Origin of the sequence: Cytobacillus sp. FSL K6-0265, from assembly GCF_038003465.1 — a bacterium.
Lineage (GTDB): Bacteria > Bacillota > Bacilli > Bacillales > Cytobacillaceae > Cytobacillus > Cytobacillus stercorigallinarum.
Map to the genome: position 1 here is coordinate 1,507,118 of NZ_JBBOPE010000001.1, position 14,515 is coordinate 1,521,632.

General features: G+C 35.9%; 15 protein-coding genes. 7 read left to right on the forward strand and 8 right to left on the reverse strand.

Annotated features, from left to right (window positions below; all coding sequences use genetic code 11):
- Positions 1 to 18: 18 nt before the first annotated feature.
- Genes MHH73_RS07790 through MHH73_RS07815 form a run of 6 tightly spaced genes read right to left on the reverse strand, consistent with a single transcriptional unit; the run spans position 19 to position 1,905 of the window.
- Positions 19 to 237 (reverse strand): spore germination protein, encoded by a 219-nt coding sequence (locus tag MHH73_RS07790; protein ID WP_095369854.1) that lies wholly within the window; start codon positions 235 to 237, stop codon positions 19 to 21.
- Positions 238 to 249: 12 nt separating this feature from the next.
- Positions 250 to 624 (reverse strand): spore germination protein GerPE, encoded by a 375-nt coding sequence (locus MHH73_RS07795; RefSeq protein WP_191814815.1) that lies wholly within the window; start codon positions 622 to 624, stop codon positions 250 to 252.
- A gap of 4 nt (positions 625 to 628) precedes the next feature.
- Complete coding sequence (locus MHH73_RS07800; RefSeq protein ID WP_191814817.1) at positions 629 to 805, reverse strand: spore gernimation protein GerPD; 177 nt, start codon at positions 803 to 805, stop codon at positions 629 to 631.
- Positions 802 to 1,410 carry a spore germination protein GerPC gene (gene gerPC / locus MHH73_RS07805; protein WP_341065975.1) on the reverse strand — a complete coding sequence of 203 codons (609 nt, stop codon included), beginning with the start codon at positions 1,408 to 1,410 and terminating at the stop codon, positions 802 to 804. Before gerPC ends, MHH73_RS07800 begins: the two co-directional genes overlap by 4 nt.
- A gap of 22 nt (positions 1,411 to 1,432) precedes the next feature.
- Positions 1,433 to 1,666, reverse strand: coding sequence for a spore germination protein GerPB (locus MHH73_RS07810; protein ID WP_341065980.1), 234 nt, complete (start codon positions 1,664 to 1,666; stop codon positions 1,433 to 1,435).
- Between the two features lie 17 nt (positions 1,667 to 1,683).
- Positions 1,684 to 1,905, reverse strand: a complete 222-nt coding sequence (locus MHH73_RS07815) for a spore germination protein (RefSeq protein WP_095369849.1) — start codon at positions 1,903 to 1,905, stop codon at positions 1,684 to 1,686.
- Between the two features lie 200 nt (positions 1,906 to 2,105).
- On the opposite strand from MHH73_RS07815, the gene MHH73_RS07820 reads away from it, so the two are divergent.
- The 5 genes from MHH73_RS07820 to MHH73_RS07840 all read left to right on the forward strand — a co-directional run bounded on the left by MHH73_RS07820 (position 2,106) and on the right by MHH73_RS07840 (position 8,965).
- A complete protein-coding gene (locus MHH73_RS07820; RefSeq protein ID WP_341065983.1) occupies positions 2,106 to 3,698 on the forward strand; it encodes a long-chain-fatty-acid--CoA ligase in 1,593 nt (530 codons plus the stop codon).
- Between the two features lie 407 nt (positions 3,699 to 4,105).
- Positions 4,106 to 5,272, forward strand: coding sequence for a DUF418 domain-containing protein (locus MHH73_RS07825; protein WP_341065985.1), 1,167 nt, complete (start codon positions 4,106 to 4,108; stop codon positions 5,270 to 5,272).
- A gap of 84 nt (positions 5,273 to 5,356) precedes the next feature.
- Complete coding sequence (locus MHH73_RS07830; protein WP_341065987.1) at positions 5,357 to 6,253, forward strand: fumarylacetoacetate hydrolase family protein; 897 nt, start codon at positions 5,357 to 5,359, stop codon at positions 6,251 to 6,253.
- A 113-nt stretch (positions 6,254 to 6,366) separates the two neighbouring features.
- On the forward strand, positions 6,367 to 6,714 hold the full coding sequence (locus tag MHH73_RS07835) for a YisL family protein (protein WP_191814826.1): 348 nt from the start codon (positions 6,367 to 6,369) through the stop codon (positions 6,712 to 6,714).
- 511 nt (positions 6,715 to 7,225) lie between these two features.
- Entirely contained in the window at positions 7,226 to 8,965 is a 1,740-nt protein-coding gene (locus MHH73_RS07840; protein ID WP_341065990.1) for a putative bifunctional diguanylate cyclase/phosphodiesterase, read from the forward strand.
- Between the two features lie 67 nt (positions 8,966 to 9,032).
- Here MHH73_RS07840 and MHH73_RS07845 read toward each other — a convergent pair whose 3' ends face one another.
- On the reverse strand, positions 9,033 to 9,602 hold the full coding sequence (locus MHH73_RS07845; RefSeq protein ID WP_191814831.1) for a DUF2777 domain-containing protein: 570 nt from the start codon (positions 9,600 to 9,602) through the stop codon (positions 9,033 to 9,035).
- A 208-nt stretch (positions 9,603 to 9,810) separates the two neighbouring features.
- Here MHH73_RS07845 and asnB point away from each other — a divergent pair, with 208 nt between their 5' ends.
- Entirely contained in the window at positions 9,811 to 11,658 is a 1,848-nt protein-coding gene (gene asnB / locus MHH73_RS07850) for an asparagine synthase (glutamine-hydrolyzing) (RefSeq protein ID WP_341065995.1), read from the forward strand.
- 209 nt (positions 11,659 to 11,867) lie between these two features.
- Complete coding sequence (locus MHH73_RS07855; protein WP_341065998.1) at positions 11,868 to 13,394, forward strand: alpha-amylase family glycosyl hydrolase; 1,527 nt, start codon at positions 11,868 to 11,870, stop codon at positions 13,392 to 13,394.
- 186 nt (positions 13,395 to 13,580) lie between these two features.
- Here MHH73_RS07855 and MHH73_RS07860 read toward each other — a convergent pair whose 3' ends face one another.
- A complete protein-coding gene (locus MHH73_RS07860; RefSeq protein ID WP_404826099.1) occupies positions 13,581 to 14,447 on the reverse strand; it encodes an SDR family oxidoreductase in 867 nt (288 codons plus the stop codon).
- Positions 14,448 to 14,515 lie beyond the last annotated feature (68 nt).

Genomic DNA, 14,515 nt, shown 5'->3' on the forward strand with positions numbered 1-14,515 from the left:
CCTCTTTTTATCATATTCTTATAAGTTGCCTACAGTTGGCTGATCCAATAAGTTTGCATCTAATACATTACTTGCGCTGAGCCCATTGTTTGTCATAATAAACCCACCAGTGTTCAATGTTCCAGAACCAGTAGTAGATTTAGAGTTACTTTTTGGTGAGATATAAAGTGAATCGCCGAATTGAACAATTCCACCTGAAACATTGATTATCTGGACAGGGCCAATAATTGCCGGCATAATAAACACCCTTTATTCTTCGTTTTTCACAAATTGCCTAAAATGTTTCACACGAGATTCCATACTAATATCTTTCGTATTACCAATATGAAGGACTGAGCTTGATGACACGCCTAAAATATCTATATTCTTCACTTTAATAATTGGTTTATGTTGAATATAGCAAGTTTGGATATTTTCTGTTATTTTCGGAATAAGAAGTTCCTCGCTATAGAGAGGATAAGCGCTGTAACTACCTTCACTATCATAAAAGATTTCAGCGTCTCGCTGCAGTGCCAATGCTCTGGAATATCCTTGGATATAAGATGTATCACCGATTTCAAAAATGGAGGAGAAGCCAAATGTGTCCACCTTAATCTGGTCTACAACAGATGTTCTTTTAAACATAGAATTACTCCGGTGTTAGTGGTACAAATGGACCAATAATTAGTGATTCAGGTGGTGTATCAAAGGTGGAGGCAAGCTGGATGGTTTCTGCATCACCGACAATAAAAATGGATGAACTAGACACACCAATAATGCGCACGTCTCCCACACATAATTCGCGGTTATACACTTGGAAATTCATTCTTTTTTCATCTCCTTCATATTCTCCGGTAAATGACTAAGAAAGGCATAGACACCATTTCGTATTTCCATTTTTAATGCTTCAATCACTTTTGCTTTCTCTTCTTCTTTGTCTAGATTGCGATTAGACTGCTGTTTCAAATAGTATTCTACACGACTAGAAAGCTGTTTTTTAATATCCTCTTTAATAAATTCTACATAGGAGCTATCATTTGGCATTGCTAATTTTGCTTCTGCTTCTTCAACAATTTGTGGGAGCTCCCCTTCTATAAATGTTAATAATGCTGTTTCTATTTCCATATTTCTTTTAAACAAATTTTTTGGAGAATAAGGTGTTTGTAATTCTTTTTGATCGACAGAGAAATCATCGATATCCTGCAAATCTGATGGATTTAAGCCGATGTTTAATGTCCCTTCCAATGTCTCCACTTTTAATTGGTCAAACTTGTATTCAATCCTGTCGATATGAATAGGCTGGCGATCATTTTGTGCCATTTCATCTTTCATTTTTTTCATTGAAGATTCAAGCTTTTGAATCCGTTGTTCTTGCATTTGTACATATGCTTGTAGTTGTTGAAAATACGTGTAAAGATCATGACTCATCATCAATCGCCGCCTTTCCAATCTGTTATGGTTTCGATGGAGCAGTTAAGGGAACGAGAGGTGTCCCTACTGTCGTCCCTTGAGCAATTGGCGTTTCTTCATATTCAGGTGCAGGTTCAGTAAACTCTCCTGTATTATACAAATGGGAGGATGGCTTAATAATACCTGCACTGCCAATTTGAAATACAGAAGAGTTTGAGATGCCGCCGATTTTAATTAACTGAATTGAAATAGATTGTTGAATATAATAGTTATTCATCGCTCATCACCTTAAAGTTATGCATTAAAGTAATTACCTTGGTCGACGCTATCGTTATCATATGTGTTGGTTGTGCTATTGTAGTTTACAACATCCAACCCATCACCCGTATTAAACGAACCTGCGCCAGAAAATGTTTTGGCATTAGATAGAGGCATCACTTTATAAATATCACCAATGTTAAAAACGGAACTACTGCCTATAGAAATCACTTGAACAGCTCCAACAATTGCTGGCATATAAACACCCTTTACTTACACTAAAGTTTTAAAAACGGGCGAATGCCCTAATCATCTATTTATCATTATCCTATGTGCCTAGTGTAATAGTGTGAAGAAACTTTATGATGAGTGGTAAAAAATATAGATGTAAGACTGTTGAAATGCTAAAATAGTTATAATCAGAAAATTTTAATTATTTTTACGAGGAGTGATTTACTATGAAGGTACCATTAATATTAACTGAATTTCTAGATCGTGCAGTAAAGCTATATGGAGATAAAGAGGCCATTTATGGCGATACACTCACACTTACATATAATCAATTAAACAATAGGGTAAATCAATTATCACATGGGCTGAAAAGTATCGGTGTACAAAAGGGAGACCGCGTCGCTTATTTAGCGCCAAATACTGTCGAAATGCTTGAAGGGTTTTATGGGGTATATCAATTAAATGCAATAATGGTTCCTCTTAATATTCGTCTGCAGCCTAATGATTACGTTTTCATTTTAAACCATAGTGAATCAAAAGTACTTTTCGTTGATCAAGAACTGTATAGATTGATACAACCAATAAAGGATCAGTTAGTAACAGTAGAAACCATTATTGTTCATGATAAGAATGATGAAACAAATGAAATTGGTTATGACACTTGGTTAGCATCTTTTCCTGAAGAAAGCTTTCTTAGAGAAGAAATAGACGAAGAGGATGTATGCTCTTTGTTATATACGAGTGGAACAACAGGAGACCCAAAAGGTGTGATGCTTACTCACCGCAATAACTACTTACATGCGTTAAGTACGATGCATCATTTGCGTGTGAGTGATCAAGATACACTTATTCATGTGCTGCCAATGTTTCATGTTAACGGCTGGGGTTCTCCATTTTATTATACAGCGAATGGAGCAAAACAAATATGTTTACGTAAAACGACACCCGAAGTCATCTTTCAAGCAATTGAAAGATATAAAGTATCTATCGTACATATGGCTCCGACCGTATTGAATAGTTTAATGCAATACTATGATCAGCATCAGACAAAGTTCTCGCATGCTATTCGCGTAGTGATCGCAGGTTCTGCCCCACCACCAGCGTTTGTTTCTAAAGTGGAGGCTGAGATGGGCTGGAAGTTTATCCAAGTATATGGGATGACCGAATCTTCACCACTAAGCACGATATCTCAAATCAGATCTCATATCCAAATAAATGAAAAAGAAACGTATCGAATGAAGGCAAAAGCCGGTTATCAAATGATTGGTTCTCAAGTGAAAGTTGTGGATGAATATGGTGCAGCCGTCGCAACTAATGGCAAAGACATTGGTGAAGTGGTTGTGCGTAGTCATGGGGTAATGAAAGGTTACTGGAAAAATGAAAAAGCAACAGCAGAAACGATTCGTGATGGCTGGCTACATACAGGGGATATGGGAACGGTTGATCCATACGGCAACATAGACATTGTTGATCGGAAGAAAGATATTATCATTTCAGGTGGTGAAAATATATCTTCGATTGAAATTGAAGGTGTATTATATGAACATCCTGCAATCCTCGAAGCAGCTGTTATTGCCGTACCACATGAGAAATGGGGAGAAACCCCACATGCCTTTATTGTTTTAAAGGAAGGCATGGAAGCAGTGAACGAAGAAGATATTATTGCTTTTACTCGTGAAAATATGGCACATTTTAAAGCGATTACGAGCGTAACATTTACAAAAGAACTACCAAAAACAGCTTCAGGGAAAATCCAAAAAATTCATTTGCGTAACGATTATTGGGCTACAAGTGGGAAAGATGGTAGATATGTCAATTGAAAATTTGCTTTAAGCGAGCGCGCATGTTTTTTGTTTTATTTCAATAAAGAGAAGTATGAGCATATCTTTTAAGGCAAAGATATGCTTCTTTTCATGTTAGGTAATGTACGTTAAGAAACTCTTTTTCTTTTGGTCTGCAAAAAAGTAGTAAGAGAAAATGATTAAATTCATAGTAGATAATATGCTATATTAAGGTAGTGTGTTGATGAATATTGGTATTAAAGGAAGAAATAGGTTGTGATTAACTCCTTTTTAGGTGGCTATACTTTTATGCTCTAACCAGTTTGTAGTAGAAATAGGTGACCAATTGACAAATACCAGCCCGGCAATTGGAATAGGTTAGGGAGAAGAAGAGGAGGTAATAGGACGACTTAGAAACAGTAAAAACAATTTCTTAGGAGGAATTTATGCAGTCGCTTAATGAAAACAGAAGGATCCATTCCATCGATGCGATGAGGGGATTCGCTTTATTCGGTATTTTAGTAGTCAATTTTTTATCTTTCCATTCACCATATACGCATATAGATCCATTTAGTTATTGGGATACAGCAGGGGATAGTACGGTCTTTCCTATTATTGATGTATTTTTTCAAGCAAGTTTTTATCCGTTATTTTCTTTATTATTTGGCTACGGTGTCATGATTTTAAAAGAAAGGGCAGAATTAAAAGGTGTCCATAGTCCATTATTACTCGCAAGAAGATTTCTATTTTTATTAATCATCGGATTATGTCACGCCTTATTCATTTGGCATGGAGATATTTTAGTTACCTATGCTATCGCAGGGTTTGCTCTTATTTTATTCATAGAACTGTCAGGGAAACTGTTAATCTTACTTGGTTTACTCATTTATATCATTCCTAATCTACTATTAGTTGGGATATTATTTCTTACGTTATTCATAGAACCAGATCTTTCGGCAATGATGACGACATCTGTTGGTGACATTGTTCAGGTATATCAATCAGGTACATGGCTAGAAATCGTGCGCCAGAATATAGATGACTGGTTAATGAATACTAATTTGGCCACATTGCCCATGTTAATGATTAGTATTTTACCATTGTTTTTAATTGGAGCAGGGCTACGAAAGCTTCAAGTTATTGAAAAACTTGAACAAAGACGGATGACAGTGATTGTTCTTATGATTGTATTTCTTATTACTGGGTACCTTATTAAACTATTACCATATTTCATTAGTCCTAATTTAGCATTGCAATATGTACAAGATATCTTTGGTGGCCCACTCGTAGCGATTGGGTATAGCCTACTCATTCTTACGATCGTTAATAGCAAAATAGGTATCATCACAAAACCTTTACAAATAGTCGGGCGCTTGTCTATGACGAATTATTTAATCCAGTCAATTGTGGCTACATTTTTATTTTATAGCTATGGATTTGGACTGTATGACAATGTATCACTCCTGACGGGGACAATGATTGCGATTTTATTATACGTATGTCAAATTGTATTCAGCATGATATGGATGAAATATTTTGTATATGGCCCATTTGAATGGTGTTGGAGATGGTTCACTTATTGGCAAAAGCCGTCTACATTTAAAAGAATCTGAAAGTAAGAGTCATCTATTATTCACAATCATTTGCTAACATTTCAGTTAATTTACGCTATACTTATTTAAAAGGGGTGAAAGAGTGTGAAGTACATTACATATGAATACAATAATAAACAAGCTTACGGCGTACTTGTGAAAGATGAAAAAATGGTTTTACCTTTGCAGGAGGCTGCACAAAACAAAGGGGTATCGTTGCCAGAAGAATTAGTGGATGCCATCGGACATGAAAAATGGAGCGATACATTCATACAGCAATTAATAAGCGATGAAAATGAATCTGCCCAGTTGATTGCCTTAGAAGACGTGCAAATAAAAGCACCAATTCCAAGGCCGAAAAAGAATGTTTTCTGTATAGGAAAAAACTATGCAGAACATGCAATTGAAATGGGAAGTGCAGCAGATATTCCTAAAGAAATGATTGTCTTTACGAAATCACCTACAACAGTAGCTGCTCCAGATGAGGAAATCCCTCATTATCAACAACTAACAGAAATGTTAGATTATGAAGGAGAAGTAGGCGTTATTATCGGCAAAAAAGGCAAAGGGATAGAAGAAGCCGAAGCGTTAGATTATGTGTTTGGTTATACAATTATTAATGATATAACAGCAAGAGATATTCAATCTAAACATAAGCAATACTTTTTAGGGAAAAGCCTAGATCAATCATGTCCGATAGGTCCGTGGATTGTAGGGAAAGAAGAGTTAACAAATCCTAATGATTTGAGTATTACCACTAAAGTCAATGGAGAAGTAAGACAAGATTCTCACACTTCAAAATTTATCTTTCCTATCGAGAAGATTATTCACATCCTTTCAAAAGGGATGACGTTAGAACCAGGAGATATTATTGCCACAGGTACACCTGCTGGCGTTGGTAATGGCTTTAAACCACCACGCTTTTTAAAGCCTGGTGATCATATTGAAATTACGGTTGAAGGTGTAGGGCAGCTATCTAATACAATAATGAGTATTAATTAATCATTATTGTAAAGAATGGTAGTAATCTTTAGGCTTTATCTATTTGATTATGGTATGATGTAAACGAATTATTTCTCTTAGTAAGAGAATAAGAAACTTAAGGGGGTTCTAATGTGACACATGCACATTTAACAACATGGATCGTTGCCTTTATTTTATTCTTTGTTGCCTTATCATTGCAGAAAAATGGCAAAGATAAAGTGGTACATATGATTCTAAGATTATTTTACTTATTAATCATTGCCACAGGCGTAGGCATGCTTTTCTCAATTAATATTGATATTATGTATGTATTAAAAGCACTTGTTGGCTTATGGATCATCGCTATGTGGGAAATGATCTTAATTCGTAGTAAAAAAGGCGAAAAGCCAACCATCTTATGGGTACAATTAATTGTCGCTTTTTTACTTGTTCTATATTTAGGCTTAAGTTTGCCATTAGGATTTACACCTTTTATGTAGGTGAAAAGAATCTGTGAAAGCTGCTGGTTTTAGCAGCTTTCTTTTTTTCGTGTCTTTAACTCGCCTTTTATGGTATTTTTAATCTAATCATACTATATTTGTTTTAATGTTTTAGGTATTTAGCACTTATTTGAGCGAAGGAGCCACTATTGGCACAGGTTCCATTATTTAGGGATTGACTAACGTTGTACAGATAAAAATCTCTACGAAATTGATTATAAAGTAAAAGCGATGGACGGTTATTGAATTAAATGAGAATGAGCCGATAAAAGAATTATAGAGTGTGAGAGGAAAGAGCTTTTCATTATTGTCAAAATAATAAACGTCAGGATCATGAAAAATTGAAATGAAATCTAAAGTATCAAACGTTAACGAATGTAAAAGTGGCTTTACTCTTGCAAAGAGGATACACGAAATGGCAGCTATACTATCAGGAATTGACAAAATGTACATATGTAGCTTGTAAAACCAGGTGCCATCGTTTATTTAAGTAACAAAGGAGGAACCGATGATGGTCGATTCGTTTATTCAACAATTAACTGTCAATGATAGTAATCGAACAAAACAACTAATGATAGAGTGGCAAAACTTAAAACAGTGCTATCATGCTTTGTTCCAAAATAACACAGAATCTATCTTTACTATTGATGTTGAGGGTCGATTTACAAGTGTCAATTCAGCTTTTGAGGAAAATTCAGGCTATCCAGCAAAGGAACTGATTGGTCTGCCATTTACTCGTTTATTTGATCATCGCCAGCTTCCGGTTATCACAGCTTTTTTTGACCGTGCAAAAATGGGGGAAACACAGAAATTACAAGCAGATATCATTGGGAAACTTGGTAAGAAAGACTTTTTTGATATTAAACTCATCCCAGTTATTCGAGATGAAAAGGTAAGTTGTATATATGGGATAGCTAAAAATGTTACAGAACTAAAGAAAATCGAAAATAAATTAACCGAATTATCGTACTATGATCATTTAACGGGACTCCCAAATAAACATAGATTTACTGAACAATTAATCTCGTCAATGAAAAGAGCGAAAAAAAATCAGCAATCGTTTGCTTTACTATCTTTTGATATCGATCGTTTTAAAATAATTAACGAAAGTGTTGGTTATTTAATAGGCGATCAGATCATTAAGCAACTGGCTAATCGGGTCAATCAGGCATTACCAACAGATAGCTTTTTAGGCAGCTTTGGTGGAGACAGCTTTTTATGCTTATTACCTGAGAATATACAGACAGAAGAAATAATAAGACTCACACAGACTTTGCTTGAGGTTATCGATCGTCCCTTTGTTATTCAGCAGCAAGAGATTCATGTTACAGCAAGTTTCGGCATTAGTTTATACCCAAATGATGGGATGGATTCTGAGCAGCTAATGAAAAATGCTGACATCGCCATGCATCTTTCAAAAAAGAAAGGTGGTAATCAATTAACTTTTTTTTCTGAAGAAATGAATGATGAAGTGTTAAAACGATTCGAGATGGAAGGCTATTTAAGAAAAGCGATAAAAAATCAGCAGTTCACACTTCATTACCAGCCCCTCGTTTGCTTAGAAAGTGGGGAGCTTTTTGGTAGTGAAGCATTAATAAGATGGCACCATCCCAATATTGGAAATATCTCTCCGGCACAATTTATCCCTCTAGCAGAGGAAACAGGACTCATTAACGATATTGGCCAATGGGTATTAAATGAAGCATGCAAGCAGAATAAATTATGGCATGATCAAGGTTTTACACATTTACAAATATCGGTTAATGTTGCTGCACGCCAATTTCAACAAAAGCATTTTGTTGAGGTTGTTAAAGATGCCCTGCTACAATCGGGCCTTCCACCAAGGTATTTAATTCTAGAATTAACAGAAAGTACGATGCTAAAAAATAAAAAACATAGTATTGCAGTTATGACAGAGTTGCAAAGAATGGGCATTCAAGTATCAATTGATGATTTCGGTACAGGCTATTCCTCATTAAGTTATTTGAGGGATTTTCCAATTGATACATTAAAGATTGATCGTTCTTTTATACATAATTTACGTATGAATACATCTGACGCTGCGATTGTGAAGGCAATCATTACCATGGGGAAGGGTTTGCAGATAAAAGTGCTAGCAGAGGGTGTAGAAACTGAAGAGCAAATGAAAGTGTTAAAAAAACTGGATTGCCACTTTGCTCAAGGATATTTTTTTCAAAAGCCATTAGGTAATCAAGAATTTGAAAAAGGGTTGCAGCAACACTTATCATAACAATGGAAAAAAGACTGTAGACGAGTTTGTAGAAAAGAGTGTCTACAGTCTTTTTGGATGCCTATATTTATCCAGAAGAGGATATTTTTTCAATGACCATTCTTTTTCCGCTATTTAAAGTAAATTCGAAACGATCCGTCTCTTTTTCATAATAAAAGAAATGATGCTGTACGCTACAAATATGCTCTTGATTATCAAAGATCATAAAATTAACACCGCTTTTTCTTGTTTCATCACCGAAAAATGTCAACTGATTATAGCAGTATATACAATCAAAAATGGAGAAATCAATACTGTTTAAACTAGTGATGAATTGTACAAAGGCATCGTCATTTACTTCTTCTAATAATGATTCTAATGAGAAAACGAGATGTTTTTTAATTCTTATCTGATCTTGATCCTTTAAATGAAGCAGATCACTACCGCAATGGATTTGACCATTGAGTGATAATACGCCTTTTCGCCACCTTTTCAGTCTAAATACCTCAATTTCTTGTTGCCGGTATTCTTCTAATGAAGATGCATCATCTGTTTCTTTATCAAAAAATACCCACTGATTATTAATAAATTCAACATTCCCCTCCATATAGGCTCTTGATTGTTGATCTATTAAATTGAGTCGTTGTTGTCTTTTCATCATAAACCTCCAGTAAAAGTCTTTCACTCTATTTTTTGGCAATCTCCTGTTGTTTTATAACCTTTATCTAGGACAATTAACCATTTATTTTAGTTCGCATAGAATAAATCCATGCATGATGTTCCGGGCAATTCCATTCGTTGACATCATTACTTATCCGCTTAAATATTGCTGCATCTATGATGCTCGTAGAAAGGGTGAAGAAGCCATGTGTGGAATCACGGGCTGGGTTGACTTCAATACAAATATGCAAAATGAACGTCCGACACTAGAAAAAATGACGAATACTTTATCTAAAAGGGGTCCTGATGATACGAATATATTTACTTCTGGGCCAGCCGGATTTGGTCATAAGCGATTAGTCGTTGTTGATCCCGTTGGCGGGAAGCAACCAATGACAATTGAAAAGAATCAAAATCGCTATACAATTTGTTACAATGGCGAACTTTATAATACAGAAGATTTAAGAAAAGATCTCCTTATAAAAGGATATTCGTTTAAGGGTCATTCTGATACAGAGGTTCTACTAACTTCTTACATTGAATGGGGAAAAAATTGCCTTCAATATTTAAATGGGATATTCGCCTTTGCGATTTGGGATGAAAACGGTCAAGAACTTTTTATTGGTAGAGATCGATTAGGGGTTAAGCCGCTTTTTTATAGAGAGACAGTAAAGGGGTTACTGTTCGGTTCAGAAATAAAAGCGATCTTAGCACATCCAGAAGTAAAAACAGAAGTAGATAGAGAGGGGTTAGCAGAGGTATTCGGACTTGGACCATCTAGATCGCCAGGGTCAGGTGTTTTTCGTGGAGTGAAAGAGTTACGACCAGCACATGCACTAACCCTTTCACAACAAGGGTTAAAGATTTGGCGATATTGGAATGTAGAAAGTAAAAAACATGAAGATTCTTTAGAAGAGACAGCTGAAAAAGTCCGCAATCTAGTGACAGACGCAGTCACTCGACAGCTTGTATCGGATGTTCCTTTATGTACGCTTTTATCTGGTGGATTGGATTCAAGTGCGATTACAGCCATTGCAGCCACTGCATATCAAAAAGAAGGCAAACCACCATTAAAAACTTATAGTATTGATTACGAAGGCAATGATCAATTCTTTAAGGCCAACGATTTTCAACCAAATGCTGATGGCTTTTATATTAAGAAAATGTCAGACACTTTCCATACCATTCATCAGAATTGCATTATCTCACAGGAGGAGCTTGCCGCTCATTTAGTTGAAGCGGTTCATGTAAGAGATTTACCGGGTATGGCAGATATCGATTCTTCTCTGCTTTGGTTTTGTCGTGAAATTAAAAAAGAGCATGTGGTTAGTTTGTCAGGTGAATGTGCGGATGAGATTTTTGGAGGCTATCCATGGTTTCATCGTTCGGATGATCTTAGTCGAACTGGCTACCCTTGGATGCGATCAATCGATGAAAGACAGCGCCTCCTGAAAGAAGATTGGAGAAAGAAATTAAACTTAAAAGATTATAGTATGGGTAAATTTAATCAAGCGATTGCTGAAACCCCACTTTTAGAAGGAGAAACATCAGAAGAAGCAAGAAGACGACAATTATTCTATATAAACATGCTCAGCTTTATGACAACATTATTAGATCGTAAAGATAGAATGAGTATGGGAGCTAGTTTAGAAGTACGGGTTCCATTCGCAGATCATCGCCTAGTCGAATATGTATGGAATATCCCATGGGATATGAAAATGCATGGCAATCGAGAAAAAGGAATTTTAAGGAAGGCGTTGGAAGGTGTATTGCCAAACGAGGTACTATACCGTAAAAAAAGTCCTTATCCGAAAACCCATAACCCTGCATATATTAGCATCGTGACAAAAATGTTGAATGAAGTGTTAGAAGATTCATCCTCTGTTCTTTTTGAATTATTCGATGAAAAGAATTTACGAGAAATCGTGGCTACTGAAGGCTCTGCTTTTCAAGTGCCATGGTTTGGGCAATTAATGACTGGACCGCAGCTTCTCGCTCATCTAGCACAAATTCATTATTGGTTTAAAGATTATAATATTAATATTATTGATTAAAAAAAGAGGTGTTCCTTTTAATGGGGCACCTCTTTTGTCTACGATATAAATAGGGGTTTCAACTGCCATTTATTAGTATTATACAAAAGAAATGTTACGATTTTAAATATTTTGTTCACTTCTGTTTGACGAAGTAACAACAAACCGCTAATCTATAAGGGTTAACGTTTATGTAAAATAGAGACAAACTATCATTAAGGAGGAGAAAGATGAAAAAGGTCATCACTCTCATCTTAATTCCGCTATTACTTGTGTCAATGGTGCCAAGTGTATTAGCAGAAGAAAAACGAAGCTTACAGGATGAACTTATTTATTATGTTATGATTGATCGCTTTAGCAATGTAGATAGTAAGAATGATTACCATGTGGATGTGAAGGACCTTGAGGCGTTTCATGGTGGTGATTTTGTTGGTATTATTGAAAGACTTGATCATATTGAAGATTTAGGTATGACAACGATTGCTTTGAGCCCGATATTTGCAAACACCGATAAAGGATATCACGGCTATTGGGTTGAAGACTTTTATGAAACAGAAGAACATTTCGGAACACTGGAAGAATTTAAACGATTAGTAGAAGAAGCACACAAAAGAGACATCAATGTTATCATTGATTTTCCACTTAATTATGTGTCAGCTACTCACCCATGGGTAGGCGACCCTACTAAATCAGATTGGTTGAAGGAATCTGATGAGATCTCATCACCAGATATGTTGACAAAAGATTGGTTAGCTGGTTTGCCACAAATTAATTATAAGAACGAAGAAGCAGCAAAATATATTATCGACGCGGCTAAATGGTGGATAACAGAAACAGGTGTAGATGGTTATCGTTTAGAAGGCATTCAGTTAATGGATCCAGTATTTCTTGAAAATTTTGTAGAAAGTGTAAAAGAAACAGATAACGAGTTTTTTATTTTAGGTGAAGTATGGTCAACAGACCGACAAGAAATCGCCAAATATGAAAAGACAGGAATAGATAGCTTAACAGATTATGCTTCAACAACTAATATAAGGGAAGCATTTGTAAAACCGGATTTGTCAATGACAGATACTATTAGTGACATTGATAGCAACATTGATACATATGAAGCACCAAATATGGTTACAAGACTAATTGATAGTCAAGATATGATTCGCTTTACAAATCAGCCAATCGCATTAAATGAACATCCAGGACCAAGGTGGAGAACAGCGTTAACGTATTTGTTTACAACCCCTGGGATTCCAATGTTATATTACGGTAGTGAAATTGCGTTAATTGGGAATGAAACACCTGATAACCGCAGACAAATGGATTTTCGTACGGATCCTGAGTTAATTGAGTTCATCGGACAGCTGACAACAGCAAGAGAAAAATTACCTTCTATTGCACAAGGAGATTTTACTCTTTTGCATGAAAGTGAAGGTTTTACAGTTTTTAAGAGACAATTTAAGGAAGAAACTTCAGTTGTAGCCATCAATAATACAAGTGGTACAAAAGATTTAGTATTAACAGGTGAAGAGTTAGAGAATGATAAAGAGTTACGTGGATTATTAGCTGGTGGGTTAGTAAGAAGCAATGATCAAAATGAATATCATCTCGTCCTAGATCGAGAAGAAGCTGAAATTTATGTTCTTACTGAAAAGCAAGGGTTTAACTTTGTTTATGGAGCAACATTGTTATCCGTTTTACTCGCCTTCTTTGCCTTTTTATTCTTTGCTCGAAGAAGAGGTAGAAATCGTACAGAAGAATAGTGAAAAGAGGATGCCGAATCTGTTGCGGCATCTTTTTTTTGTAGCAGTAATAGCTGAAATTTGATCGGTTATGTGTATTTCAATGAACTGTACTATTCTCATGGCTTACACTACTTTTAGTGGGGCAGAGGGGAAAGGGATTATTAAGAATCCCTTTTAGTCTTGTCCACTTTACCTTCGTATTCCCTAGCCATTGACAATTTTTCCACCGTTTATATGCAACATTTGTCCACTCATATAACTAGAATCGTCGCTAGCTAAGAAGACATAAGCTGGAGCGAGTTCAAAGGGCTGTCCAGCTCGTTTCATTGGGACGTCTTTACCAAAGGATGAAACTTCCTCAGCAGAGAAAGTGGAAGGAATCAACGGTGTCCAAATCGGACCAGGAGCAACACCATTCACTCTAATCTCTTTGGAAGCTAATTGCATTGAAAGTGACCGAGTAAAAGAGACAATGGCTCCTTTAGTTGAGGAATAATCAACTAATAATTCATTACCTGCATAAGCGGTGACAGAAGCGGTATTAATGATCGTGCTGCCAGCTCCTAGATGCGGAAGGGTGGCTTTTGTTAAATGAAACATAGCATAAATATTTGTTTGGAAAGTTTTTTCAAGTTGTTGACCACTAATGTCCTCGATGTTTTTTTGTGGATGCTGTTCACCAGCGTTATTAACAAGAATATCTATTTTCCCAAATTTATTTAGCGCTTGTTTTACGACTTCCTGGCAAAAAGTTTCTGAAGAAAGGTCTCCGCTAATTAAAAGACATGTTTTCCCAACTTGTTCGACTAATGTTTTTGTTTCTTTTGCATCTTCATGCTCGTTTAAATAAGGAACAATGACGTCTGCCCCTTCCTTAGCAAAGTAAATAGCTGTAGATTTACCTATACCGCTATCACCACCAGTAATAATGGCTACTTTACCTTCTAGTTTTCCAGCAGGTTGATAATCTTCATTCACATAGATCGGCTTAGGGATCATTTCCTCTTCCGTTCCTGGCTGGTGATTTTGGTGTTGGGCAATGAAGTTTTTTGGCAATTGTTTTTTGTCCATCATAATCCCTCCTTGCTGTTGCTTTTCCCTTTTTATTATGTTGAAAACCTTTCATTGTTATGAGGTTA

Coding starts and splice junctions, on each gene's coding strand:
- MHH73_RS07790 (WP_095369854.1), bottom strand. CDS start 237: ATGCCGGCAATTATTGGCCCTGTCCAGATAATCAATGTTTCAGGTGGA.
- MHH73_RS07795 (WP_191814815.1), bottom strand. CDS start 624: ATGTTTAAAAGAACATCTGTTGTAGACCAGATTAAGGTGGACACATTT.
- MHH73_RS07800 (WP_191814817.1), bottom strand. CDS start 805: ATGAATTTCCAAGTGTATAACCGCGAATTATGTGTGGGAGACGTGCGC.
- gerPC (WP_341065975.1), bottom strand. CDS start 1,410: ATGATGAGTCATGATCTTTACACGTATTTTCAACAACTACAAGCATAT.
- MHH73_RS07810 (WP_341065980.1), bottom strand. CDS start 1,666: ATGAATAACTATTATATTCAACAATCTATTTCAATTCAGTTAATTAAA.
- MHH73_RS07815 (WP_095369849.1), bottom strand. CDS start 1,905: ATGCCAGCAATTGTTGGAGCTGTTCAAGTGATTTCTATAGGCAGTAGT.
- MHH73_RS07820 (WP_341065983.1), top strand. CDS start 2,106: ATGAAGGTACCATTAATATTAACTGAATTTCTAGATCGTGCAGTAAAG.
- MHH73_RS07825 (WP_341065985.1), top strand. CDS start 4,106: ATGCAGTCGCTTAATGAAAACAGAAGGATCCATTCCATCGATGCGATG.
- MHH73_RS07840 (WP_341065990.1), top strand. CDS start 7,226: ATGGTCGATTCGTTTATTCAACAATTAACTGTCAATGATAGTAATCGA.
- MHH73_RS07845 (WP_191814831.1), bottom strand. CDS start 9,602: ATGAAAAGACAACAACGACTCAATTTAATAGATCAACAATCAAGAGCC.
- asnB (WP_341065995.1), top strand. CDS start 9,811: ATGTGTGGAATCACGGGCTGGGTTGACTTCAATACAAATATGCAAAAT.
- MHH73_RS07855 (WP_341065998.1), top strand. CDS start 11,868: ATGAAAAAGGTCATCACTCTCATCTTAATTCCGCTATTACTTGTGTCA.
- MHH73_RS07860 (WP_404826099.1), bottom strand. CDS start 14,447: ATGGACAAAAAACAATTGCCAAAAAACTTCATTGCCCAACACCAAAAT.